The organism is Streptomyces sp. NPDC007901 (assembly GCF_042959465.1).
Classification (GTDB): Bacteria; Actinomycetota; Actinomycetes; order Streptomycetales; family Streptomycetaceae; genus Streptomyces.
Window position 1 is genome coordinate 213,545 of the sequence record NZ_JBIBKW010000014.1, and the last position, 23,168, is coordinate 236,712.

At 71.5% G+C, this 23,168-nt stretch carries 20 protein-coding genes; 11 read left to right on the forward strand and 9 right to left on the reverse strand.

The features are described 5' to 3' along the window. Nucleotides 1-37 precede the first annotated feature (37 nt). The gene (glp, locus tag ACFZDK_RS37350; RefSeq protein ID WP_390979065.1) at nucleotides 38-1,360 is read right to left on the reverse strand and encodes a gephyrin-like molybdotransferase Glp; all 1,323 of its coding nucleotides are present in this window, start codon (nucleotides 1,358-1,360) and stop codon (nucleotides 38-40) included. Then, nucleotides 1,357-2,268 (reverse strand): UTP--glucose-1-phosphate uridylyltransferase GalU, encoded by a 912-nt coding sequence (galU, locus tag ACFZDK_RS37355; RefSeq protein ID WP_390979067.1) that lies wholly within the window; start codon nucleotides 2,266-2,268, stop codon nucleotides 1,357-1,359. The genes glp and galU overlap by 4 nt, the downstream gene beginning before the upstream one ends. A 79-nt stretch (nucleotides 2,269-2,347) precedes the next feature. Here galU and ACFZDK_RS37360 point away from each other — a divergent pair, with 79 nt between their 5' ends. Further along, on the forward strand, nucleotides 2,348-2,983 hold the full coding sequence (locus ACFZDK_RS37360; RefSeq protein ID WP_390979069.1) for a 5-formyltetrahydrofolate cyclo-ligase: 636 nt from the start codon (nucleotides 2,348-2,350) through the stop codon (nucleotides 2,981-2,983). 70 nt (nucleotides 2,984-3,053) lie between these two features. Here ACFZDK_RS37360 and ACFZDK_RS37365 read toward each other — a convergent pair whose 3' ends face one another. Further along, nucleotides 3,054-5,816 carry a penicillin acylase family protein gene (locus tag ACFZDK_RS37365; protein WP_390979071.1) on the reverse strand — a complete coding sequence of 921 codons (2,763 nt, stop codon included), beginning with the start codon at nucleotides 5,814-5,816 and terminating at the stop codon, nucleotides 3,054-3,056. A gap of 245 nt (nucleotides 5,817-6,061) precedes the next feature. Between ACFZDK_RS37365 and ACFZDK_RS37370 the strand changes: the two genes are divergently transcribed. From ACFZDK_RS37370 to mscL, 6 genes are all read left to right on the forward strand, one after another. After that, nucleotides 6,062-7,591 (forward strand): potassium/proton antiporter, encoded by a 1,530-nt coding sequence (locus ACFZDK_RS37370; RefSeq protein ID WP_390979073.1) that lies wholly within the window; start codon nucleotides 6,062-6,064, stop codon nucleotides 7,589-7,591. Between the two features lie 268 nt (nucleotides 7,592-7,859). Continuing rightward, nucleotides 7,860-9,155, forward strand: coding sequence for an MFS transporter (locus ACFZDK_RS37375; RefSeq protein WP_390979075.1), 1,296 nt, complete (start codon nucleotides 7,860-7,862; stop codon nucleotides 9,153-9,155). Between the two features lie 67 nt (nucleotides 9,156-9,222). Further along, the gene (locus tag ACFZDK_RS37380) at nucleotides 9,223-9,558 is read left to right on the forward strand and encodes an FmdB family zinc ribbon protein (RefSeq protein ID WP_390979077.1); all 336 of its coding nucleotides are present in this window, start codon (nucleotides 9,223-9,225) and stop codon (nucleotides 9,556-9,558) included. Between the two features lie 110 nt (nucleotides 9,559-9,668). Beyond that, on the forward strand, nucleotides 9,669-10,502 hold the full coding sequence (locus ACFZDK_RS37385) for an S-methyl-5'-thioadenosine phosphorylase (RefSeq protein ID WP_390979080.1): 834 nt from the start codon (nucleotides 9,669-9,671) through the stop codon (nucleotides 10,500-10,502). A gap of 141 nt (nucleotides 10,503-10,643) precedes the next feature. Beyond that, nucleotides 10,644-11,279 (forward strand): hypothetical protein, encoded by a 636-nt coding sequence (locus ACFZDK_RS37390; RefSeq protein WP_390979082.1) that lies wholly within the window; start codon nucleotides 10,644-10,646, stop codon nucleotides 11,277-11,279. Between the two features lie 138 nt (nucleotides 11,280-11,417). Then, nucleotides 11,418-11,894 (forward strand): large conductance mechanosensitive channel protein MscL, encoded by a 477-nt coding sequence (gene mscL, locus ACFZDK_RS37395; RefSeq protein ID WP_390979084.1) that lies wholly within the window; start codon nucleotides 11,418-11,420, stop codon nucleotides 11,892-11,894. A gap of 16 nt (nucleotides 11,895-11,910) precedes the next feature. Here mscL and ACFZDK_RS37400 read toward each other — a convergent pair whose 3' ends face one another. Then, on the reverse strand, nucleotides 11,911-12,099 hold the full coding sequence (locus tag ACFZDK_RS37400; RefSeq protein ID WP_390979086.1) for a hypothetical protein: 189 nt from the start codon (nucleotides 12,097-12,099) through the stop codon (nucleotides 11,911-11,913). A 155-nt stretch (nucleotides 12,100-12,254) separates the two neighbouring features. Here ACFZDK_RS37400 and ACFZDK_RS37405 point away from each other — a divergent pair, with 155 nt between their 5' ends. The 4 genes from ACFZDK_RS37405 to ACFZDK_RS37420 all read left to right on the forward strand — a co-directional run bounded on the left by ACFZDK_RS37405 (nucleotide 12,255) and on the right by ACFZDK_RS37420 (nucleotide 16,885). Then, complete coding sequence (locus ACFZDK_RS37405; protein ID WP_390979088.1) at nucleotides 12,255-13,493, forward strand: low temperature requirement protein A; 1,239 nt, start codon at nucleotides 12,255-12,257, stop codon at nucleotides 13,491-13,493. A 50-nt stretch (nucleotides 13,494-13,543) separates the two neighbouring features. Further along, complete coding sequence (locus ACFZDK_RS37410; RefSeq protein WP_390979090.1) at nucleotides 13,544-14,593, forward strand: P1 family peptidase; 1,050 nt, start codon at nucleotides 13,544-13,546, stop codon at nucleotides 14,591-14,593. Between the two features lie 164 nt (nucleotides 14,594-14,757). Beyond that, nucleotides 14,758-15,984 (forward strand): Ig-like domain-containing protein, encoded by a 1,227-nt coding sequence (locus ACFZDK_RS37415; RefSeq protein WP_390979092.1) that lies wholly within the window; start codon nucleotides 14,758-14,760, stop codon nucleotides 15,982-15,984. Between the two features lie 157 nt (nucleotides 15,985-16,141). Then, complete coding sequence (locus tag ACFZDK_RS37420) at nucleotides 16,142-16,885, forward strand: DUF6227 family protein (RefSeq protein ID WP_390979094.1); 744 nt, start codon at nucleotides 16,142-16,144, stop codon at nucleotides 16,883-16,885. Nucleotides 16,886-16,918: 33 nt separating this feature from the next. Here ACFZDK_RS37420 and ACFZDK_RS37425 read toward each other — a convergent pair whose 3' ends face one another. From ACFZDK_RS37425 to ACFZDK_RS37445, 5 genes are all read right to left on the reverse strand, one after another. Further along, the gene (locus tag ACFZDK_RS37425) at nucleotides 16,919-17,170 is read right to left on the reverse strand and encodes a hypothetical protein (RefSeq protein ID WP_390979096.1); all 252 of its coding nucleotides are present in this window, start codon (nucleotides 17,168-17,170) and stop codon (nucleotides 16,919-16,921) included. A gap of 107 nt (nucleotides 17,171-17,277) precedes the next feature. Beyond that, nucleotides 17,278-19,386: a fructose-specific PTS transporter subunit EIIC gene (locus tag ACFZDK_RS37430; RefSeq protein WP_390979098.1), complete on the reverse strand. Its 2,109-nt coding sequence runs from the start codon at nucleotides 19,384-19,386 to the stop codon at nucleotides 17,278-17,280. 256 nt (nucleotides 19,387-19,642) lie between these two features. Beyond that, nucleotides 19,643-20,590: a 1-phosphofructokinase gene (pfkB, locus tag ACFZDK_RS37435; protein ID WP_390979172.1), complete on the reverse strand. Its 948-nt coding sequence runs from the start codon at nucleotides 20,588-20,590 to the stop codon at nucleotides 19,643-19,645. 29 nt (nucleotides 20,591-20,619) lie between these two features. Then, the gene (locus ACFZDK_RS37440; protein WP_390979100.1) at nucleotides 20,620-21,381 is read right to left on the reverse strand and encodes a DeoR family transcriptional regulator; all 762 of its coding nucleotides are present in this window, start codon (nucleotides 21,379-21,381) and stop codon (nucleotides 20,620-20,622) included. 219 nt (nucleotides 21,382-21,600) lie between these two features. Then, entirely contained in the window at nucleotides 21,601-23,148 is a 1,548-nt protein-coding gene (locus tag ACFZDK_RS37445; RefSeq protein WP_390979102.1) for a DHA2 family efflux MFS transporter permease subunit, read from the reverse strand. Nucleotides 23,149-23,168: the final 20 nt, after the last annotated feature.

Consider the following 23,168-nt stretch of genomic DNA (forward strand, 5'->3'; position numbering starts at 1 on the left):
GGGCAGGACCGCCGGTGGCCGGGTCCGCGTGCCCGCGTCAGCCGAGCAGGACGACCTCGACCTCGGTGCCGGGCTCGACGGACTCCACGTCCTCGGGTACGACGATCAGCGCGTCGGCGTGGGCCAGGGCCGCGATCAGGTGGGAGCCGGCACCGCCGACGGCGGTCACCTCGCCGTCGGCGTACGTCCCGCGCAGGAACTGCCGGCGCCCCTTCGGCGAGGTCAGCGCCTTGTCCGACCGGAGGGTCGCCCTGGTGCGGGGCCGGTGGACGTCCTGGAGGCCCATCAGGGTGCGGACGGCGGGGCGGACGAACAGCTCGAAGGAGACGTACGACGACACGGGGTTGCCGGGCAGGGCCAGCAGCGGGGTGTGGTCGGGGCCGACGGAGCCGAATCCCTGGGGCTTGCCGGGCTGCATGGCGAGCTTGCGGAACTCGACGCCGCCGCCCGCCTCGTCCTCGTCGCCGACGTGCGCCAGCGCCTCCTTGACGACGTCGTACGCCCCCACGCTCACCCCGCCGGTGGTGACCAGCAGGTCGGCGCGGACGAGCTGGTCCTCGATGGTGGAGCGGAGGGTGTCGGCGTCGTCGACGACGGCGCCCACCCGGTAGGCGATGGCGCCCGCGTCCCGGGCGGCGGCGGTGAGGGCGAAGCTGTTGGAGTCGTGGATCTGGCCGCTGCCCAGTTCCTCGCCGGGCTGGACGAGTTCGCTGCCGGTGGACAGGACGACCACCCGCGGGCGCGGGCGCACGCGTACCGTGCCGCGGCCGATCGCGGCGAGCAGCGCGATCTGCGGCGGGCCGAGGACGGTGCCGGCCTCCAGCGCGCGGTCGCCCGCCCGGACGTCGCTGCCCTTCGCGCGCACATGTGCGCGTGCCGCCACGGGCCGGTGCACGCGCACCTCCCCCTCGGCGCCGTCGGGCGCGAGGCTGCGCGCCCGCATCCCGTCCACCGGTCCCCCGCCGAGCCCGCCGTCGGTCCACTCGACCGGGACGACGGCCTCGGCGCCGGGCGGCAGCGGGGCGCCGGTCATGATCCGGGCGGCCTGACCCGGGCCGACCGGGGTGAGTTCCGCCGCGCCCGCCGCGACGTCCCCGACGACCTCCAGGGCGGCCGGGAACTCCTCGCTGGCGCCCGCCACGTCCGCGACCCGTACCGCGTACCCGTCCATGGAGCTGTTGTCGAACGGGGGCAGCGAGAGCGGCACCATGACGTCGTCGACCAGGACGCAGCCCTGGGCGTCGAGGAGTTGCAGCTCGATGGGCTCCAGGGGGCGGACGGTGGTGAGGATGTCCTCCAGGTGCTCGTCCACCGACCACAGGCGGTCCTGGCCGGCGGGGCGGGTCGCGGCGCTGCTCAACTCTGCTGCATCTCCTCGGCTACGTAACTGCGAAGCCAGGTCCGGAAGTCCGGGCCCAGGTCTTCACGTTCGCACGCGAGTCTGACAATGGCACGCAGGTAGTCGCCACGATCGCCGGTGTCATAGCGGCGGCCCCGGAAGACGACGCCGTGCACCGGGCCGCCGACCTTCTCGTCCTGGGCGAGCTGCTGGAGGGCGTCGGTGAGCTGGATCTCACCGCCGCGGCCCGGCTCGGTGCGCCGCAGTATGTCGAAGACGTGCGGGTCGAGGACGTAACGGCCGATGACCGCGTAGTTCGACGGGGCGTCCGCCGGGTCCGGCTTCTCGACCAGGCCGGTCACCTTGACGACATCGCCGTCGGCGGTGGCCTCCACGGCCGCGCAGCCGTAGAGGTGGATCTGCTCGGGGGCGACCTCCATGAGCGCGATCACGCTGCCGCCGTGCTGCTCCTGGACCTCGATCATGCGCTGCAGCAGCGGGTCGCGGGGGTCGATCAGGTCGTCGCCGAGCAGGACGGCGAAGGGCTCGTGGCCCACGTGCGGGGCCGCGCACAGCACGGCGTGGCCGAGGCCCTTGGGGTCGCCCTGGCGGACGTAGTGCATGGTGGCCAGGTCGCTGGACTCCTGGACCTTGGCGAGCCGGCCGGCGTCGCCCTTCTTCTGAAGCGCCGACTCCAGCTCGTAGTTGCGGTCGAAGTGGTCCTCCAGAGGACGCTTGTTGCGTCCGGTGATCATGAGGACGTCGTCGAGCCCCGCCGACGCGGCCTCCTCGACCACGTACTGGATCGCGGGCTTGTCGACGACCGGCAGCATCTCCTTGGGAGTGGCCTTGGTGGCCGGCAGGAACCGGGTGCCCAGACCTGCTGCGGGGATGACAGCCTTGCTGATCCTGGGGTGCGACTGAGTCATGTCCGCAACCTTATCCGGTGCCTTTGTGAAGAATCTGAGGCACCGGTTAATTGGCACTCATATGACCACATTGGAAAGGATGCGGGGACGACCAGTGCAGCACAGTGATCCCGGGGGCGAGACTGACAAGCGAACATTGCGGCGAGAATGCGCCGGGGTGAGAAACAGGTTGACGACGGATGTCGTCAGGGAGGCGGCCGACGCGCTGGCCGCGCACGCGCTGGAACTGCCCGAGGTGGCCCGGGCACACACGGTGGCGGCGTACGTCTCCGTCGGCAGCGAGCCCGGCACGCTCCCGCTGCTGGACGCCCTGCTCACGCGGGGGGTGCGCGTCCTGCTGCCCGCCCTCCTGCCCGACCACGACCTGGACTGGGGCGCGTACGCCGGGGAGGGTTCCCTCGCCCGCGTTCAACACGGCGGAAAAATGGCGCTGTTCGAACCCTGCGGCGAACGCTTGGGGCCGGACGCCGTGCTCGCCGCCGACGTCGTCCTGCTGCCGGGGCTCGCGGTGGACACGCGCGGGATGCGCCTGGGGCGCGGCGGAGGGTCGTACGACCGCGTGCTGGCCCGTCTGGAACGCGCGGGCGCGCACCCCGCGCTCGTGGTGCTGCTGTACGACACGGAGGTCGTCGGGCGCGTGCCCGCCGAGGCGCACGACCGGCCGGTCCAGGCGGTGGTGACGCCGTCGGGCGCCCGCCGGTTCGTGAGCCCCTGAGCCGCCCTCGTGCGAAACGGCCCTCCACGCGTGCGTGGAGGGCCGTTTCGGCGGTGTGTGCCTGTCCGCCTCAGGGCTTGAGGACGAGGGTGTCGCTGGTGCTGTCGTCGACCGCCTTGTCCGAGAACGACCAGGAGAGCAGCTCACCGTCGGCCCATTTGCCCGTCTGGTCCGTGTAGTGGGCGCTGAAGGCGTGGCCGGAGGCCCCTGTGAGGTTGATCCACTTGGACTTGTCGAGGTCGTCGAGGTTGACGACCATCCGCATGGAGGGGACCCAGACGACGCCGTAGCCGCCGGCCGCGTTCCAGCCGGTCGCGTTGACCGTGGCCTCGCCGCCGCTGAGCTTCCAGGGACCCCGGTTGAGGACGTACTGGATGATGCTCGGGCCGTCGGTGCCGAGGGTCTGGTTCTTCAGGAACAGGCGGTGCAGCCGGCCCCAGTTCCAGGTGTCGATGTCCTTGCCGAGCTTGGCGGTCAGCTCCCAGCGGGCGTCGACCATGGCGCGCCGGAACAGCTCGTTCATGTTGTCGGCCTTGTTGCGGTCACCCGCTCCGGCCGGCGTCTTCCACCAGTCGCTGTTCGGCTGGTCCATGAGGGTGCGGACCACCTCGAACCAGCGGTCGCCGCCGTCCGGCTGGGCCTGGTCGGCGTCACGCTCGCCGCACTCGCGCACCTTGGTGTCGTCGTCGACCGGGCCGGTGCTGTCGATCTTGTCGACCCACAGGCACTGGCCCTTGACCCGCAGCTCCTTGGGCAGCTTGTTGCCGAAGGCGAGCTTGAGGATGTTGCGCCAGACCGCGTTGAAGTAGGCGGCCGCCGCGGAGTCGGCGTCCTGGGTGTAGTCCCAGCCCTCCAGGAGCTTCTGCGCGTCCCGGACGTCCTTGTCGTCCAGGTTGATCTTCAGCAGCTTGGGCACCAGCAGCTTGGCGATCTCGCTGCTGTTGTCCGTCTGCATCTGGCGCATGTCGTCCGTGGAGATCTTGCCGCCGTCCTTGATCTTCGACTCGATCAGGTCGGTGATGCGCTGGCTGCGGGTGCCGTAGCCCCAGTCCGTGGTGAGCGTGTAGGGGTACTCGTCCTTGTCGATCACGGCCTGGTTGGCGGTGACGATGTAGCCGCGCTCCGGGTTGTACTCGTAGGGCAGCTCGTCCTGCTTGATGTACCCGGTCCACTTGTACTTGGGGTCCCAGCCCGGTGCCGGGATGGAGCCGTCGTCGGCCGAGGAGCGGGTGGGGATCTTGCCCGGCAGCGTGTAGCCGATGTTGTTCTTGGTGTCGGCGTAGATCAGGTTCTGCGAGGGCACGTCGAACTGGGCGGCCGCGGCGCGGAAGCTGTTCCAGTCGCTCGCCTTGTCGAGGGCGAAGACGGCGTCCATGGTGGTGCCCGCGTCCAGGGCGGTCCACTTCAGGGCGATGCCGTAGCCGTCGCCGCGGTCGGGTGCCGCGGTGTCGACGCTCGCCTTCTTTCCGACCTGGACGAGTTCGTCGTCTCGGTCGGACAGCAGGGGCATCCCGTCGGCGGTCTGCCGTACGACGATCTTCTTCGAGGTCCCGCCGGCGACCTTGATGGTCTCCTCGCGGGTCGTGAAGGGCTTGGTCCTGCCGTCGTACAGGTAGCCGTCGCCGGAGAGCTTCTCCAGGTAGAGGTCGGTGACGTCGACACCGGAGTTGGTCATGCCCCACGCGATGTCGCCGTTGTGGCCGATGACCACGCCGGGCATGCCGGCGAAGGTGTAACCGGTGACGTCGTACTGGCACTTGCTGGAGACCGTGGTGCAGTGCAGGCCCATCTGGTACCAGACGGAGGGCAGCGAGGCCGACAGGTGCGGGTCGTTGGCGAGCAGCGGCTTGCCGGTGATGGTGTACTTGCCCGCGACGACCCAGGAGTTGGAGCCGATGCCCTGGCCGTTCACGCCGACGGCCGTGGGGACGTCGTCCAGGACGTTGTAGAGGCCCGCCAGCTGGCTCGTGACCGCCGAACCGGTGGACGACGAGGTTGTCGAGCCGCTCGTGCCCGTGGAGGTCCCGGAGCCGCTTGTGGAGCCGCTCTGCTGGAACGTCTTGGTGAGCTTGTCGTACTGGCCCTCCTGGACGATCGCCTTGTTGCGGCTGTACGGGTAGTCCGGGTAGAGGTCCTTGATCTGCTGCGGGCCCAGGCGGCTGGTCATCAGGGCGCGGTCGATCTCGTCCTGCATGTTGCCGCGCAGGTCCCAGGCCATCGCCTTCAGCCAGGAGACCGAGTCGACGGGGGTCCACTGCTCGGGCTTGTAGTCGTTGGTGAACCCGAGGGCCGCGTATTCCAGGGAGATTTCCTTGCCGTCCTTGCCGGCGAGGTAGGCGTTGACCCCCTTGGAGTAGGCCTGGAGGTACTTCTTCGTGGAGTCCGACAGCTTGGTGTCGTACTCCTCCTTGGCGACCCGGTCCCAGCCCAGCGTGCGCAGGAACTCGTCGTTCTTCACCTGGCCCTTGCCGAACATCTCCGACAGGCGCCCCGAGGTCATGTGCCGGCGCACGTCCATCTCGTAGAACCGGTCCTGCGCCTGGACGTAGCCCTGCGCCATGAACAGGTCCGCGTCGGTCGAGGCGTAGATCTGCGGGATCCCGTAGCCGTCCCGCTTCACGGTCACGGGTCCGGAGAGGCCCTTGAGCGTGATCGAACCCTTGGTCTGCGGGAAGGACGCGCGGACCGTGCTGATCGACCAGTAGGCCCCGAAGGCGATACCGCCGATGACGGCCAGGACCAGCACCAACACGACGAGTCGGGCTTTGCGCCCCTTTTTCCTGCCGGACTTGCCAGGCTTGTCACCCGATGTGGCGGTGGTGTTGGGGGGCATCGCTGTCCTTGCTGTCCTAACGCGAGCGGCAGGCGGGCTTGTGCATTTGACTGAGCGCTGGAGCAACCATAGGCGCAGGGCCCCACGGCACTTGACCCGGAGTGGGGAACCCGCAAGCACGGGCGTTCGATCTTGCCGCGCGAAGCGTCAAGAAAACGTCAAGAGTTAGGTAAGGTAACGAAGTACTTGGGTGCGGTGTACCGCAGCCTCGGGTCTGTGCACGTGAGCTTCCGCGCCGCCCGCGCGTGAGCCAAGGAAGGGAACCGCCGCTGACCGTCCACCACCTCAACCAGCTCCTGCTCGTCTGCTCCGTGGTCCTGCTCGTCGCCGTCGCGGCCGTCCGGGTCTCCTCCCGCAGCGGGCTCCCCAGCCTGCTCGTATACCTGGGGATCGGCGTCCTCATGGGCCAGGACGGCATCGGCGACATCCACTTCGACAACGCCGAACTGACCCAGCTCATCGGGTACGCGGCCCTGGTCGTGATCCTGGCCGAGGGCGGTCTCGGCACGAAGTGGAAGGAGGTCGAACCCGTCCTGGCGTCCGCCTCCGTGCTGGCCCTGGTCGGGGTCGGGGTGAGCGTCGGCGTCACCGCCGCGGGCGCGCACTACCTGGTGGGGCTGGAATGGCGGCAGGCGCTCGTCATCGGGGCGGTGGTGTCCTCGACGGACGCGGCGGCGGTGTTCTCGGTGCTCCGGCGCATCCCGCTGCCCGCGCGGGTGACGGGCACCCTGGAGGCGGAGTCCGGCTTCAACGACGCCCCGGTGGTCATCCTGGTCGTCGCCTTCTCCACCGCGGGCCCGGTCCAGCACTGGTACATCCTGATCGGCGAGATAGCCCTGGAGCTGGGCATCGGCATGACCATGGGCCTCGCGGTCGGCTGGCTCGGCTCCTGGGGCCTCAGGCACGTCGCCCTGCCCGCCTCCGGCCTCTACCCGATCGCCGTGATGGCCATCGCGGTCACCGCGTACGCCGCCGGCGCGCTGGCGCACGGCAGCGGCTTCCTCGCCGTCTACCTCGCCTCCATGGTGCTCGGCAACGCCAAGCTGCCGCACTGGCCCGCCACCCGCGGCTTCGCCGAGGGGCTCGGCTGGATCGCCCAGATCGGCATGTTCGTCCTGCTCGGCCTGCTGGTCACCCCGCACGAGCTCGGCGACGACATCGTGCCCGCCCTGGTCATCGGCCTTGTGCTCACCATGGTGGCCCGTCCGCTGAGCGTGATCCTGAGCCTCGCGCCGTTCCGGGTGCCCTGGTCGGAGCAGACCCTGATGTCCTGGGCCGGGCTGCGCGGTGCCGTGCCCATCATCCTGGCGACGATCCCCATGGTGAACGGCGTCGACTCCACCCACCGGATCTTCAACATCGTCTTCGTCCTGGTCGTCGTCTACACGCTCGTCCAGGGGCCGACGCTGCCCTGGCTGGCCCGCAAGCTGCGGCTCGGCGAGGGCCCGGAGGCGGCCGACCTCGGCATCGAGTCCGCGCCCCTGGAGCGGCTGCGCGGGCATCTGCTGTCCGTCTCGATCCCCGAGGGCTCGCTGATGCACGGCGTCGAGGTCAACGAGCTGCGGCTGCCCGCCGGGGCCGCCGTCACCCTGGTCGTCCGCGAAGGAAAATCGTTTGTTCCGCTGCCCACGACGGCGCTGCGGCGCGGGGACGAACTCCTCGTCGTCGCCACCGACCCGGTGCGGGACGCGGCGGAGCGCCGGCTGCGCGCGGTCGGCCACGGCGGCAAGCTCGCCGGCTGGCTGGGCACGAACGGGACGACGGGCGTGCGTTAAGGGCATGTTTCGGGCGGTTCACACCCCCGCCAATCCCAGGTGAACACCCCTGAAGGTGCCCGTTTTCACAGGTGTACGCGACCTTCGGCCCTGTACGATGAAAGCACCCTGATCGAACCAACTCTGCCTGACGCAGAGCTGGCGCGACCGTATGGCGGCCGGATCACTCCTCGTAGTGGGCGCCGGTATCTACCGCAGTTCCGCGCAAGAGGACAGCTCTCGGCGCCCCCGCACGGGCGCGCTACCAGGCGGCAGAAAGGCACGGGCCGTGGCATCCACGGTCACCACCGAGCCGTCGAAGGACGACCCGGCGGCCCCGTCCCGCCCGGGCTACGGACAGCTGCTGCGCACCCGCGGCGCCTGGACGTTCCTGCTCCCCGGCTTCGCGGCGCGCCAGCCGTTCGCGATGCTCACCATCTCCATCGTGCTGCTCGTCCAGCACACGACCGGTTCGTACGGCGCCGCGGGTGCCGCCGCGGCCGTCACCGGCGTCTCCATGGCGCTCTTCGCGCCCTACAGCGGCCGCCTGGCCGACCGCCACGGGCAGCGCGCGGTGCTGATCCCCGGCGCCCTCGTCCACACCCTGTCCGGTCTCGGCCTGACGGCGCTCGCGCTGGCGCACGCGCCCCTGTGGGCGCTGTTCGTCGCGGCCGTGCCGACCGGCGCCTCGGTGCCGCAGGTCGGCCCCATGGTGCGGGCCCGCTGGGGCGTGAAGCTCCAGGACTCGCCCCTGATGCCCACCGCGGCCGCCTTCGAGTCCGTCACCGACGAGCTCACCTTCGTCTTCGGCCCGCTGCTCGCGACCGCCCTGTGCACCGCCGTGACACCGGCCGCCGGCCTGGTCACCGAGGCCGCGCTGACCCTCTTCGGCGGCCTGCTGTTCGCCGCTCAGCGGGGCACCCAGCCGACGGTGACCGACGCCGGCCACGCGCGCGTGCGGCACGCCTCCGCGCTCCGCGTCCCCGGCGTGCGCGTCCTGATCGCCGTCTTCCTGGGCATCGGGTCCGTCTTCGGCGGCATGCAGGTCTCCCTCGCGGCGTTCACCGAGTCGATCGGCGAGCCCGGCCTGAACGGCGTCCTGTACGGCACCTTCGCCGCGGGGAACATGCTCTCGGGCATCGTCTGCGGCGCGATCGCCTGGAAGGCCGCCCCGCACCGCCGCCTGGTCGCCGGCTACGCGACGCTCGCGCTGACCGCGTCGGCGCTGTGGACGTCCCACTCCGTGCTCGTTCTCGCGGGCCTCGGCCTGCTGGTCGGCATGTGCATCGCGCCCGCGCTGATCACCGGCTACACGCTGGTCGAGGGCCTGGTCCCGGCCGGTTCCCGCACGGAGGCCTTCACCTGGCTGACCGGCGCCGTCGCGCTCGGCCAGGCGGCCGCCGTCACGGTCGCCGGACAGCTGGAGGACCGCCTGTGGGGCGGCGCCGGGTTCCTGGTGCCGATGGCCGGCACCCTGCTCGCCCTGGCGACCCTGCTGGCACTCCGATCCCGGCTCGTCACCCGGCCCCGGAACCGTACGGTCGCACGTGGCGTCGGTCACCGAGTGCCGGTGACGGTGGACTGATCCTCAGGAATACGTCACTATGGACCGTCGTTAGCACTCATCGAGTGAGAGTGCCAGGAGGAAGACAGTGCCGACCTACCAGTACCAGTGCACCGAGTGCGGCGAGGGCCTCGAGGCGGTGCAGAAGTTCACCGACGACGCCCTGACCGAGTGCCCCAACTGCGGTGGCCGCCTGAAGAAGGTGTTCTCCGCCGTAGGCATTGTCTTCAAGGGCTCGGGGTTCTACCGCAACGACAGCCGCGGCTCCTCGTCGAGCAGCAGCCCCGCGTCGAAGTCGTCGGGCTCCGGCTCGTCGAGCACGTCGTCCGAGTCGAAGTCGTCCGACACTAAGTCGTCGACCTCGTCCTCGTCGACGTCCTCTTCTTCGTCCTCGTCGGGCTCCACCAGCAGCTCCGCCGCCTGAGGCCCCTCCCCTCGGATCCCCTCGGACCCCGCCGTCAGGTGACGGCGGGGTCCGAAGCGTTCCCCGGCCACCGCTCCTGGCCGCCGGGGCGGCCAGCTAGTGTGCGGGGCATGGTGAACGCAGAGATCGGCGTAATCGGCGGCTCCGGCTTCTACTCGTTCCTCGACGACGTGACCGAGGTCCAGGTCGACACCCCCTACGGGCCGCCCAGCGACTCCCTCTTCTTCGGCGAGATCGCCGGCCGCCGGGTCGCCTTCCTCCCCCGCCACGGACGCGGCCACCATCTGCCGCCGCACCGCATCAACTACCGGGCCAACCTCTGGGCGCTGCGCTCCGTCGGCGTGCGCCAGGTGCTCGGCCCGTGCGCGGTGGGCGGTCTGCGCCCCGAGTACGGGCCGGGCACGCTGCTCGTGCCGGACCAGCTGGTGGACCGTACGAAGTCCCGGGCGCAGTCCTACTTCGACGGACTGCCGCTGCCCGACGGCACCGTGCCGAACGTGGTGCACGTGTCGCTGGCCGACCCCTACTGCCCCACCGGCCGGGCCGCCGCGCTGAAGGCGGCCCGCGGCCGGGACTGGGCGCCGGTGGACGGGGGCACGCTGGTCGTGATCGAGGGGCCGCGCTTCTCGACCCGCGCCGAATCCCTGTGGCACCAGGCGCAGGGCTGGTCCGTGGTGGGTATGACCGGCCACCCCGAGGCGGCGCTCGCCCGGGAACTGGAGCTCTGCTACGCGTCGTTGACCCTGGTCACGGACCTGGACGCGGGCGCCGAGACCGGCGAGGGCGTCTCGCACGACGAGGTGCTGCGGGTGTTCGCGGCCAACGTGGACCGGCTGCGGGGCGTGCTCTTCGACGCGGTGGCGGCCCTGCCGGAGAACACCGCCCGGGACTGCCTGTGCGCGAGCGCGCTCGGCGGCATGGATCCGGGGTTCGCCCTGCCGTAGCGCACCCTCCTCCTCTCGCCCCCTCGTCCGGGTGGCGGAGTTGTCCACAACCCGTGGGTAACCCACCGGCTCCGGCGGATTCCGGCGCGCGGCCCCATCGTGGCTCCGCAAGCCGATTCCTCGTCGCAGGTGGTGGTCCACGTGTCCGTTCCCCCGTCCCCCTCCCTCGCCTCTCTCGCCTCCCTCTCCTCCCTCTCCTCGCGCTCCTCCGTCCCCTCCCCCGCCGTCCCGCCGCCGCTTCGTGTCCCACGCCCGCTGGGCACGGACGCCCCCGCCACCTGCGAGGTCCCGCACTTCGAGCCGGTGCGGGTGCGCGGCGGGCGGTATCTGCCGGGGCGGCTGCTGCGGCACCGCGGGCGGGCCCTCGCGGCCGGTCTGGCAGTCACGGCGGCGGCACTGGTCGCGGCGGTCCCCCGGGCCGCCACGGATCCCGCGCACGCCGCCGAGCGGCCCCGGGGCCATCCGGTCACCCAGCCGCCCCTACGACGGCACGCCCCGCCCGTGGACATGGTGACGGCACCGGTGCGGATCGCGGACGCGGCCACCGTGCTGCTGCTGCGCCCCGGCGACCGGGTGGACGTCATCGCGGCCGGGGATCCGGCGCGGGGCGGGGAGGCCCGGGTGATCGCGCGCGGGGTCCGGGTCACGAAGCTGCCCCGGCCGGCGGACGGAGCCGCCGAGAGCGGGGCGCTGGTCGTGCTCTCGGTCCCGCGGGCCACGGCCGCGCGGCTGGTCGGTGCGAGCGCCACGGCGCGGCTGGCGGTGACGCTGTGCTGAACAACCTGGGGAGATTTCTCGGCCGAATGCTGTCAAGTCGCCCTTTCAAGCTACCGGGTTGGGCGCAATGGCCGCAGGGTGACGTAGGTTGCGGAGCGTTTTGTTCCACACCCTGTGCACACAAGGAGAGTCCCCGAGGTGAGCGAGAAGAAGGAACCGAGCGTCTGGGAGGGTTTCAAGGCCTTCCTGATGCGCGGCAACGTCGTCGATCTGGCGGTCGCGGTGGTCATCGGCGCCGCCTTCACGAACATCGTCAACTCGGTGGTGAAGGGGCTCATCAACCCGCTGGTCGGGGCGATCGGCACGCAGAACCTCGACAGCTACAGCACGTGCATCAAGGAGCCGTGCACGCTGAACGCGGACGGCACCGTGAAGAGCGGTGTCCAGATCATGTGGGGCTCGGTCCTGGGGGCCACGCTCTCCTTCGTGATCACCGCGGCGGTCGTGTACTTCCTGATGGTCCTGCCGATGGCGAAGTACCTGGCCCGGGTGGAGGCCCGCAGGAAGGCGAAGGAGGGCACGCACGAGGTCATCGAGGTGTCCGAGCTGGAGGTGCTGAAGGAGATCCGCGACGCCCTGGTCGCGCAGCGCGGCAACGGCCACAACCAGCGCTAGCGGCGGCGCGGGCGGCTCAGAGGTGGTGGGGCGGCTTCTCGTCGAGGAATCGCCTGAGGTCGGCCGCCGGGTCGGCCGCGGAGTCGCCCGACGGGCGGTCGCCCCAGCCGCGGTCCGTGTCGTCCGACGACTGCCGGTCCAGCGGGTCGTCGAAGATCAGCGCGGCCTTCGGGTCGCGCGGCTCGGGCTCGGGGGCGGTACTCATGCCTCAAGGGTACGGTCCGTACGGTTCCGGCCCGGCCGAGCCGCCCTCCCAGGCCCCACCGCCCCCACCGCCCCCGCAGGCAGCCCCGCCGCCCGGCAGCCTGCCGGGCGCTCCCGGGCAAGATATCGCCGCGGTTTTCTGCTGTGCTGGGGGGCATGACGTCGAGTTCCGCTCCGGCGCCCGCTCCCCAGGGCGCGCCCCAGCCCCACCGGCCGCTGCGCCGGCTCACCGCGCGTGGCCGGAAGGAGGCCCACCGCGTCTCCTCGCCGCTCGAGCTCTTCTTCGACCTGTGTTTCGTGGTGGCGATCGCACAGGCGGGCTCGGAGCTGGTGCACGCCGTGGCGGCCGGCCACGCGGGCGAGGGCGTCCTGAACTACGCGATGATCTTCTTCGCCATCTGGTGGGCCTGGATGAACTTCACCTGGTTCGCCTCGGCGTACGACAACGACGACGTGCTCTACCGGGTCGTCACCCTGGTCCAGATCGCCGGCGTGCTGGTGCTGGCGGCCGGGGTCTCGCGAGCCTTCGCCGACCACGACTACGCCCTGGTCCTGATCGGCTACGTGATCATGCGGATGGCGCTCGCCTCGCAGTGGCTGAGAGCCGCGCGCGGGGCCGAGGGCGCGGAGCGGACCATGGCGCTCCGGTACGTCGGCGGCGTACTGCTGTGCCAGGTCGGCTGGGTCGGACTGGTGGTGCTGCCGGAGCACGCGCGCCCCTGGGTGTTCCTGGTGATGGCGATCGCCGAGCTGTCCGTGCCGCTGTACGCGGAGAAGGACTGCAGCACCTCCTGGCACCCGCACCACATCGCCGAGCGCTTCGGGCTCTTCACCATCATCGTGCTCGGCGAGACGATCGCGGCGGCGACGGTCGCCGTGAGGTCGGCCGCGGCCGAGCACGACGCGCTGGGCGAGCTGCTGCCGATCGCGGCGGGCGGCCTGCTGATCGTCTTCTCCGCCTGGTGGATCTACTTCGTGGTGCCGATCCACGGCCATCTGCGCTCCAACAGGGAGTCGTTCCTGTGGGGTTACGGCCACTATCTGATCTTCGCGTCGGCGGCCTCGATCGGCGCGGGTCTGGAGGTGGCCGTCGAGGAGACGGTCGGCAAGGCGCACATCTCGACGCAGGCCGCCTCGTTGGCCGTGACCCTGCCGACGGCGCTGTACCTGCTGACCGTGTGGGCGCTGCACTCACGGCACTTCAAGGTCGGCCTCGCCCAGCAGCTGGTGCTGCCGGTCACCGCGGTGCTGGTGCTCTGCTGCACCTTCCTGGGCGACTGGGCGGTGCCGGCGGCGGGCATCGTCTCCGCGCTGGCAGTGGCGACCGGGACGACCCTGACGGCGCGCACGGCCGCCCGCGAGCGCCCGGCGAACGCCACCGCGGCCGCCTCCTGACCGGTCGGGAACCGCGTCCGAACCCCGCGGGCTGGGCCAGACTGGCCGCCATGACGGTTGACGCATTGACGGACGTGGCCGGGCTGCGCGTGGGACACGCCACCCGCAGCGGCGAGGGCTGGCTCACCGGTACGACGGTGGTCCTGCCCCCCGAGGAGGGCGCGGTCGCCGCCGTGGACGTGCGCGGCGGCGGCCCCGGCACCAAGGAGACCGACGCGCTGGATCCGCGCAACGTGGTGCAGCGGGCGCACGCGATCGTGCTCACCGGCGGGAGTGCCTACGGGCTCGACGCGGCGTCCGGCGTGATGGCCTGGCTGGAGGAACAGGGGCGCGGGGTGCGGGTCGGGGCCGGCCCGACGCATGTCGTGCCCGTGGTGCCGGCCGCCTGCGTCTTCGACCTGGCCCGGGGCGGGGACTTCCGGGCCCGGCCGGACGCGGCGCTGGGGCGGGCGGCGGTGGAGGCGGCTGCGGCGAGCGCGCCCGGGGCGCGGGTGCGGGAAGGATGCGTGGGCGCCGGTACGGGTGCGGTGGCCGGCGGGCTGAAGGGCGGGATCGGCAGCGCGAGCGTCGTACTGGACTCCGGGATCACGGTGGGCGCGCTGGTGGTCGCCAACCCGGCCGGGGCGGTGCTGCAGCCCGAGACCGGCGCGCTGTACGGGGAGTTGTTCCAGGGGCGAGCGGATTTCCCGGAGCCGCGGGTGCACGAGAGCGCGCGCCGGCGGCTCGCGGAGGCCGCCGCCAAGAACGCGCCGCCGTTGCTCAACACCACGCTCGCGGTGGTCGCCACCGACGCCCAGCTCTCCAAGGCACAGGCGCAGAAGCTCGCCGGTACGGCGCACGACGGCATCGCGCGCGCCATCCGGCCGGTGCACCTGCTCAACGACGGGGACACGGTGTTCGCGCTGGCCACCGGCGCACAGCCGCTGGGCGAGCACCCGCTCGCGCTCAACGAGATCCTCGCGGCCGGCGCGGACCTGGTGACGCGCGCGATCGTGCGCGCCGTGCGGGCCGCCGAGTCGGTGGACGGACCGGGCGGAGTGTGGCCCTCGTACGAGGAGCTGTACGGGGAGTCGCGGGGGGAGTCGCACAAGAAGCAATGACCGCGGCGGGGCGCGCCCGGAACCTTGCGCGTTCCTGTCGATTGTCCCGGTTCTGTCACGTGATGGCGTTCGCGGCCGTTCGGGGGAACCCCGCCCCGCACCGGCGCCCTCTATCTCCACGACTTGTAGCGGATCACGCACATCACAAGGAACTGGAGCAGCCCGTGACAACGCCGGACATTGCAGCGCGGCGCGTACTGGGGGCCTGTGCCGCCCTGATGGTCGGCGCCCTCACCCTCACCGCCTGCGGTGGCAACGCCGACGCCAAGACCAACGACAGCAAGGGCGGCGGGCAGGACAGCGCCGCCAAGACGTCCACGGCGAAGATCGTGATCTCGGCGAAGGACGGCTCGACCGGCGCGTCCATCAACACGACCGGCGTGCAGGTCAGCGACGGCAAGCTGACCGACGTGAAGATGACCGTGTCGGGGTCGGGGCAGGCCGTGGAGGGCACCATCTCGGCGGACGGCAGCGTCTGGAAGCCGAAGGAGCAGCTGGAGCGCGGCACGAAGTACGAGATATCGGCGACCGCCAAGGACTCCAAGGGGCTCACGGCGGCGGCCAACTCCATCTTCACCACGGTCAATTCGGCGAACAGCTACATCGGCACGTACACCCCGGACAACGGGACGACGGTCGGCGTGGGGATGCCGGTGTCGTTCAACTTCGACAAGGTCATCACCGACAAGAAGGCCGTGCAGTCGCACATCACGGTCACCTCCAGCAGCGGCCAGCAGGTCGTGGGGCACTGGTTCGGGGCGCAGCGCCTGGACTTCCGGCCGCAGGACTACTGGAAGGCCGGCTCCAAGGTCACGATGAAGATCGACCTGGACGGGGTCGAGGGCGCGAACGGCGTCTACGGGGTGCAGAAGAAGACGGTGTCGTTCACCGTCGGCCGTTCGCAGGTCTCCACGGTGGACGCGAACACGCAGACCATGACCGTGGTGCGGGACGGCAAGGTCCTCAAGTCGGTGCCGGTGTCCACGGGCAGCCCGGAACACACGACGTACAACGGGCAGATGGTGATCTCCGAGAAGTTCACCCAGACCCGGATGAACAGCCAGACGGTGGGCCTCGGCGGGGAGTACGACATCCCGGACGTGCCGCACGCGATGCGCCTGACGACGTCGGGGACGTTCATCCACGGCAACTACTGGTACAACAAGTCCAACCCGCCGTTCGGGCGCGAGGGCACCAGCCACGGCTGCGTGGGGCTCGCGGACGTGCAGGGCGCCCAGGGCGACACCACGGCCAAGTGGTTCTACGACAACTCCCTCATCGGGGACGTCGTGATCGTGAAGAACTCCCCCGACAAGACCGTGCAGCCGGACAACGGCCTCAACGGATGGAATCTGTCGTGGAGCGACTGGACCGCCGGAAGCGCCGTGTGACCGGCCGCTTTTGACGGATCGTCGGACCGCGCGGGAACTTTTCGCGCGGCCCGCGCGTTTTCCCGGCGTACGTTTTCTCGGTTCCCGGACATGATGTCCGACCGAGGGGCTACGGTATGCACCCACAAGGTGACATGCAGCAACGCCGGGAGAAACCTTGAGCGTTCCGTACGAGACGGCAGCGTACGAACCAGCCGAGTCGCCCGAGTCTCCGGAGGAGCACCTCGCGCGACTCCTCGGTCGTGCCCTGAACTCCTTCGAGCTGCCGGACGAGGCCATAAGGCAGCTGGACTGCGCGCTGGCGCAGGACAGTTCGCTGCACTCCGCGCACCACAGCGCGGGGCTGCACCGGGAGACGTACCGGCACACCTGGCTGCTGGCCGACGGCTCGGCGGTCACGCTGTGGGAGCTCGTGCACAACACCGCGCCGGGCAGCGACCCGCAGCACGAGGTGTACGTCGACGAGGAGGAGCTGCGGGCGGCGACCGCCCGGCTGCCGCTGCCGCCGGACGCCCCGGACTTCGAGCTGCCGGTGCTGACGACCCTGGCGCCGGTCCCCGAGCCCCGGCATGTGTACGTGCCGGACGACTCCGCGGACCACGCGCGCAGGCTGCTGCGCCGCGCGGAGAACGCCGACCGGCCGGACGCGGAGACGGCCCAGGTGCTGACGTCGGCGTTCGCGCACCAGATCACCCAGGCGTTCGGACGCCCGGGGCGGGCGGGACGGGCGGGGCGTGCGGGTCTGAGCTTCTCGCTCTACGAGCACGCGTTCCTGCTGCGGGACGGCCGGGAGCTGTCCCTGTGGGAAGTCGAGCACACGGCGACCCCGGACGGCCGCCACCGGTGCGAGGTGTACCCGACGGAGGACGCGGCCAGGGACGCGATGGAGCGGCGGGTCTAGCGGACCGGAAGGGTCCGGAGAGGTCCGGGGGCCTCAGCGGCCGCCGAGCCGGCGTACCAGGCCGGCGAAGGCGTCCTGTTCGGCCGGGGTCAGTTCCACGGACTCGCGGGGCGGACCGGCCTGCTCCTGGTGCGGGAGGACGGGGAGTACCCGGCCCGCGTGCCAGGCGAGGGCCGCGCGGCGGTTGCGGCGCAGCAGACGCGTCACGACGACCGCCCAGGCGATGGTCGCCAGGGTGAGCGCGGCCATGCCGATCAGCTGGAGGGTTGAGTCGTGCGCAGGCATACGCCCCAGTACACACCACGGTCCGGGACTTTTGTCCCGGACCGTGACGTATCTCGCAGGTGCTGTGAACAACTCACAGCGAACTAAGGGGACAAGACGGTGCGGTGTCAGGCCGCGACCGGCTGCTTGGCCTCCTTCGCGGCGGCGGCCGTCCCGGCCGCGGAGCCGCCCGCCGAGGACTGCCCGACCGGCTTGCGCAGGCCCTTCAGGACGACGACCAGGGCCGTGGTGACGCAGACACCGGCGGCGATGGCGATCAGGTAGAGGAACGGGTTGCCGATCAGCGGGACCACGAAGATGCCGCCGTGCGGGGCGCGCAGGGTGGCGCCGAAGGCCATCGACAGGGCGCCGGTGACCGCGCCGCCGACCATCGAGGACGGGATGACGCGCAGCGGGTCGGCCGCGGCGAACGGGATGGCGCCCTCGGAGATGAAGGAGGCGCCCAGGACCCAGGCGGCCTTGCCGTTCTCGCGCTCGGTCTGGGTGAAGAGCTTGCCGCGCACGGTGGTGGCCAGGGCCATCGCCAGCGGCGGGACCATGCCGGCCGCCATGACGGCCGCCATGATCTTCATCGCGGAGTCACTGGGGTTGGAGACCGCGATACCGGCGGTGGCGAAGGTGTACGCGACCTTGTTGACCGGGCCGCCGAGGTCGAAGCACATCATCAGGCCGAGCAGGGCGCCGAGCAGGATGGCGTTGGAGCCGGAGAGGCCGTTCAGCCAGTCGGTCATGCCCTTCTGGGCGGAGGCGATGGGCTTGCCGACCACGACGAACATCAGGAACCCGACGATCGCCGAGGAGATCAGCGGGATCACCACCACCGGCATGATGCCGCGCAGCGCCGCCGGGATGTTGATCCGCTGGATTCCCATCACCACGCCACCGGCCAGCAGACCGGCGACCAGGCCGCCGAGGAAGCCCGCGTTGATGGTGGAGGCGATCATGCCGCCCACGAAACCGGGGACCAGACCGGGCCGGTCCGCCATGCCGTAGGCGATGTAGCCCGCGAGGACCGGGACCAGGAAGCCGAAGGAGACGACACCGATCTGGAAGAGCAGGGCGGCCCAGCTGTCGCCCTGGGTCCACACGAAGTGGTCCATCACCGACGGTGCCTTGTTGACCTTGTAGCCGCCGATCGCGAAGCCGAGGGCGATCAGCAGACCGCCGGCCGCGACGAACGGGACCATGTAGCTGACGCCGGACATCAGCCACTTGCGCAGCTTGGTGCCGTAGCCCTCGCCGGGGTCACCGGCGCGTTCGACCGGCGTGGACGGCGCGGAACCGGACGTCACCTCGCCACGGGCCGCCCGCTCCCGCACCTCGCCGATCAGCTCGGCGGGGCGGTTGATGCCCGCCTTCACGCCGACGTCGACGGTGGGCTTGCCGGCGAAGCGGTCCTTCTCGCGAACGGGGACGTCGTGCGCGAAGATCACGCCGTCCGCCGCCGCGATGACCTCGGGGTCGAGCCGGGTGAAGCCGGCCGAGCCCTGCGTCTCGACGACGAGCTCGACACCCGCCTCGCGGCCCGCGTTCTCCAGGGACTCGGCCGCCATGTAGGTGTGGGCGATACCGGTCGGGCAGGAGGTGACGGCGACGATACGGAAGGGGCGCCCGGCCGCTTCCGAGCCCGTGCCCGCGCCCGAACCCGTGCCCGACGCCGCGCCCGCGCTGGAGCTGGCCGCTGCGGTGCCGGCGGAGGCCGCCGCCGGCGCCGCAGCGGTGTTCTGGGAGGCGCTCGCGGAGCCCGCGGCGGACTCCGCGCCCTTCGCCGGCGCCTCGTCGCCGCGGATCAGCGCCGCCGCCGTCTCCGCGTCGCCCGCCGACCGCAGCGCGTCCGTGAACTCGCTGTTCATCAGCTGACGGGCCAGGGCGGAGAGGATCGTGAGGTGGGCGTCGTCGGCGCCGGCCGGGGCCGCGATCAGGAAGATCAGGTCGGCGGGGCCGTCCGGGGCGCCGAAGTCGATGCCGGCGGCGCTGCGCCCGAAGGCCAGCGTCGGCTCGGTGACATGGGCGCTGCGGCAGTGCGGGATGCCGATGCCGCCGTCGAGGCCGGTCGGCATCTGCGCCTCGCGGGCGGCCACGTCGGCGAGGAAGCCCTCCAGGTCGGTCACCCGGCCCAGGCTCACCATGCGCTCGGCGAGGGCGCGCGCCGCCGCTTCCTTCGTATCGGCGGACAGGTCGAGATCGACCAGGTCCGCGGTGATCATGTCGCTCATCGCGGGCTCCTATGCACGCGTATCGCCCGGGGTGTGGGGTGGGCGGGGGTGGGGACGGGGGTGCCGTGGGGGGCGGGGTGGGAGACGGGGCCGGGGAAGCCCCGCCTCCCGGGGACGGCGGGGCGGCTCAGGGTGCCCCGACGGCCCGTCGGCGCGGCGAGTAACGAGGGACCTCGCCGCTCCTGGGCCGGTTGTCGGCGGGCGGCGCCGGGGAGGAGCGCGGCCGCGCGGGTCGTCGTATCCACGGTCTGGACGTTCATGACACCGGCTCCGTCAGTTCGCGGTCGACGGGGACGCGGTCGGTGACGGTGACCGACGCCGGGTCCAGGTCGGCGGGGGTGGGCATCACGCTGCCGGGCAGCTGGACGGCGGCGGCGCCGTGGGCGACGGCCGAGGCGAGGGCCCGGGGGCCGCTGCCGCCGGCGATCAGGAAACCGGCGAGGGAGGAGTCGCCGGCGCCGACGTTGCTGCGGACGGTGTCCACCCGGGCGCTCGCGAACCAGGCGCCCGCGTCCTCCACCAGGAGCTGGCCGTCGGCGCCCAGGCTGGCGAGGACGGCGCGTGCGCCCATGCCCCGCAACTCCTCGGCCGCCTTCAGCGCATCGCCCACCGTCGCCAGGGGGCGCCCGACGGCCTCGGCGAGCTCCTCGGCGTTCGGCTTCACCACGTCGGGCTGCTCGCGCAGCGCCTCGAGCAGCGCGCGCCCCGAGGTGTCCAGCGCGATCCGCGCGCCCCCGGCGTGCGCCCGGGCGACGACATCGGCGTACCAGGAGGGTGCGAGCCCGCGCGGCAGGCTGCCGCAGCAGGCGATCCAGTCGGCGTCGCGGGACTGCTCGCGGACGGTGTCCAGCAGTAGCTCCTGCTCCTCCGCGGACAGTTCGGGACCGGGCGCATTGATCTTGGTGAGCACCCCGTCGGACTCGGCGAGCGCGATGTTGGAGCGGGTGGCTCCGGCGACCGGGACCGGCGCGACCTCGATGCCCTGCGCGTCCAGCAGGTCGGCGACCAGCGCGCCCGGCGCACCACCCAGGGGCAGCACGGCGACCGTGCGCCGCCCGGCGGCCGCGACGGCACGGGAGACGTTCACGCCCTTGCCACCGGGGTCCATGCGTTCGCCGGTGGCCCGGATGACCTCGCCGCGCTCCAGGGCGGGCACCTCGTAGGTGCGGTCGAGGGAGGGGTTGGGGGTGACGGTGAGGATCATGCCCGTACCGTTCGTGGCGCTCGTGGTGCTCATGCTCGTACTACTTCCGTGCCGCCGCGCTCGATGGCGGTGGCGTCCTCGGGGCTCAGTCCGCTGTCGGTGATCAGCAGGTCCACGTCGCCCATGTCGCCGAAGCGGGCGAAGTGCTCCTGGCCGTGCTTGGCGGAGTCGGCGAGCAGGACCACCCGGCGGGCCGCGGCGACGGCCGCCCGCTTGACCGCGGCCTCGGCGAGGTCGGGGGTGGTGAGGCCCTGCTCGGCGGAGAAGCCGTTGGCGGCGACGAAAAGGACGTCGGCGCGGATCTCGCTGTACGCGCGGAGCGCCCAGGCGTCCACGGCGGCGCGCGTACGGTGCCGTACGCGCCCCCCGACCAGGTGGAGCTGGATGCCCGGGTGGTCGGCGAGGCGGGCCGCGATGGGGAGGCTGTGGGTGACGACGGTGAGCTCCGCGTCCAGCGGGATGGCCGCGGCGAGCCGGGCGACCGTCGAACCGGCGTCGAGGATCAAGGTGCCCTCGGTCGGCAGCTCCGGGACGGCGGCCTTGGCGATGCGGTCCTTCTCGTCGGCCGAGGTGGACTCGCGCTCGGCGAGGTCCGGCTCGAAGTCGAGGCGTCCGGCCGGGATGGCGCCGCCGTGCACCCGGCGGACGAGGCCGGCGCGGTCGAGGGCCTTCAGGTCGCGGCGGATCGTCTCCTGCGTGACCTGGAACTCCTCGGCGAGCGACACGACGTCCACCCGGCCGCCGTCACGGGCGAGCCGGAGAATCTCCTGCTGCCGCTCCGGTGCGTACATGCCCCTGCGCCTCCGCTCCACGATACGTCCGACTGCTGTCCGGTCCATGTCCGACTGCGTCTGACTTATGCCCGAACTTGTGGTTTCGCAGGGAGGCTACGCCCGGATTTCCAGAAAGTAAACAGGTTCGGGCCTCAATCGGACATGATCGGACTTCCGAACCCATAACGAGGGGCCCGGCACCTTCCGGTACCGGGCCCCTCGCCGCTGGTCAGACCGTCAGTGGACGAGTTCGCCCGCCGACTCCGCCGTCGGGAGCGGCTCATCGGTGTCGCCGCCTTCCAGATGCTGTGCCGGGCGCTTGGGCAGGGCGGACATCAGCAGGAAGATCACGGCCATGACGACGGCCACCCAGACCAGCGCGTGCCGGAAGGCGTGGGCGAAGGCCGGGCCGACCTCGGCCGGGGTGAGCCGGTCGCCGATGACCCCGAAGAAGACGACGGAGACCAGGCCGAGGCCGAGCGCGTTGCCCATCTGCTGGACGGTGTTGATCAGCCCGGACGCGGAACCGGCGTGCTCGCGCGGCACCTCCGACAGCACCACGTCGGTCAGCGGGGCGACGATCAGGCCCATGCCCGCGCCCATCACGACCAGCGGCAGGGCCATCTGCCAGGACGCGATGGCGAGGCCGTAGCGGTCGGACTCCCAGATGTAGAGCAGCACACCGAGGCCCATCAGCAGGGCCCCCGCCTGGAGCACCTTGCGTCCGAAGCGCGGCATCAGCTTCTGCACGGACATGCCGGCCGCGACGGACACCGCGATGGAGAACGGCACCCCGGTCAGGCCCGCGTGCAGCGGGGTCCAGCCGAGGCCGATCTGCATGTACAGCGTCCAGACCAGGAAGAACACACCGAGCGCGACACCGAAGACGGTCTGCACGGCGATGCCCGCGGCGAAGCTCTTCACGGTGAAGAGGGACGTTTCGATGAGGGGCGAACCGTCGCGGGCGGCCTTCCGGCGCTCGTAGGCGACCAGCACGCCGAAGACGACGAGCGCGCCGGCCATCGACGCGTACCCCCACAGCGGCCAGCCCAGCTCGCGGCCACGGGTCAGCGGGTAGAGCAGCATCAGCAGTCCGAGGGTCACCAGGGCCACGCCGACCAGGTCCAGTTTCAGCGCCCGCGGGGCCTTGGATTCGCTGATGTAACGGCGGCCGAGGAGGAGGGCCGCGATACCGACCGGAAGGTTGATCAGGAAGATCGGGCGCCATTCGAGGCCGAAGAGGTTCCACTCGGTGAGAAGGGCGCCGAGCAGCGGGCCGGAAACCGCACCCAGGCCGACGATCCCGCCGAACAGGCCGAAGACCTTGCCGCGTTCGTGGGCCGGGAAGGTCGCGTGCACGATCGAGAGGACCTGCGGGACCATCATCGCGGCCATGCCGCCCTGCATGATCCGGGAGGCGACCAGCATCTCCGGGTTCGCGGCGAAGCCGCACAGCGCCGAGGCGAGGGTGAAGCCGGCGACCCCGACCAGGAACAGCCGCTTGCGGCCGTGAATGTCGCCGAGACGGCCGCCGGTGATCAGGCCGGCCGCGAAGGCGAGGGCGTAGCCGGCGGTTATCCACTGGATCTGGCTGAAGGTGGCGCCGGCGTCCCGCTGGATGGAGGGGATGGCGATGTTGACGATCGTGACGTCGACCAGGTCCATGAAGGCCGCGGTCATGACGATGGCCAGGGCCAGCCATCGGGTTCGGTCGGGTGGGGATGCGGGGAGCGGCGTGGACAGTTCCCCGCGCCCCTTCAGGGCGCTCATCTCGCTGGAGGTCATGGGGTCAACCTAAGGACGCA

Coding starts and splice junctions, on each gene's coding strand:
- ACFZDK_RS37410 (WP_390979090.1), top strand. CDS start 13,544: ATGACGGTTGACGCATTGACGGACGTGGCCGGGCTGCGCGTGGGACAC.
- ACFZDK_RS37385 (WP_390979080.1), top strand. CDS start 9,669: ATGGTGAACGCAGAGATCGGCGTAATCGGCGGCTCCGGCTTCTACTCG.
- ACFZDK_RS37440 (WP_390979100.1), bottom strand. CDS start 21,381: ATGTACGCACCGGAGCGGCAGCAGGAGATTCTCCGGCTCGCCCGTGAC.
- ACFZDK_RS37365 (WP_390979071.1), bottom strand. CDS start 5,816: ATGCCCCCCAACACCACCGCCACATCGGGTGACAAGCCTGGCAAGTCC.
- ACFZDK_RS37360 (WP_390979069.1), top strand. CDS start 2,348: ATGCGGGGACGACCAGTGCAGCACAGTGATCCCGGGGGCGAGACTGAC.
- galU (WP_390979067.1), bottom strand. CDS start 2,268: ATGACTCAGTCGCACCCCAGGATCAGCAAGGCTGTCATCCCCGCAGCA.
- ACFZDK_RS37445 (WP_390979102.1), bottom strand. CDS start 23,148: ATGACCTCCAGCGAGATGAGCGCCCTGAAGGGGCGCGGGGAACTGTCC.
- ACFZDK_RS37405 (WP_390979088.1), top strand. CDS start 12,255: ATGACGTCGAGTTCCGCTCCGGCGCCCGCTCCCCAGGGCGCGCCCCAG.
- ACFZDK_RS37430 (WP_390979098.1), bottom strand. CDS start 19,386: ATGAGCGACATGATCACCGCGGACCTGGTCGATCTCGACCTGTCCGCC.
- pfkB (WP_390979172.1), bottom strand. CDS start 20,590: ATGATCCTCACCGTCACCCCCAACCCCTCCCTCGACCGCACCTACGAG.
- ACFZDK_RS37400 (WP_390979086.1), bottom strand. CDS start 12,099: ATGAGTACCGCCCCCGAGCCCGAGCCGCGCGACCCGAAGGCCGCGCTG.
- ACFZDK_RS37425 (WP_390979096.1), bottom strand. CDS start 17,170: ATGCCTGCGCACGACTCAACCCTCCAGCTGATCGGCATGGCCGCGCTC.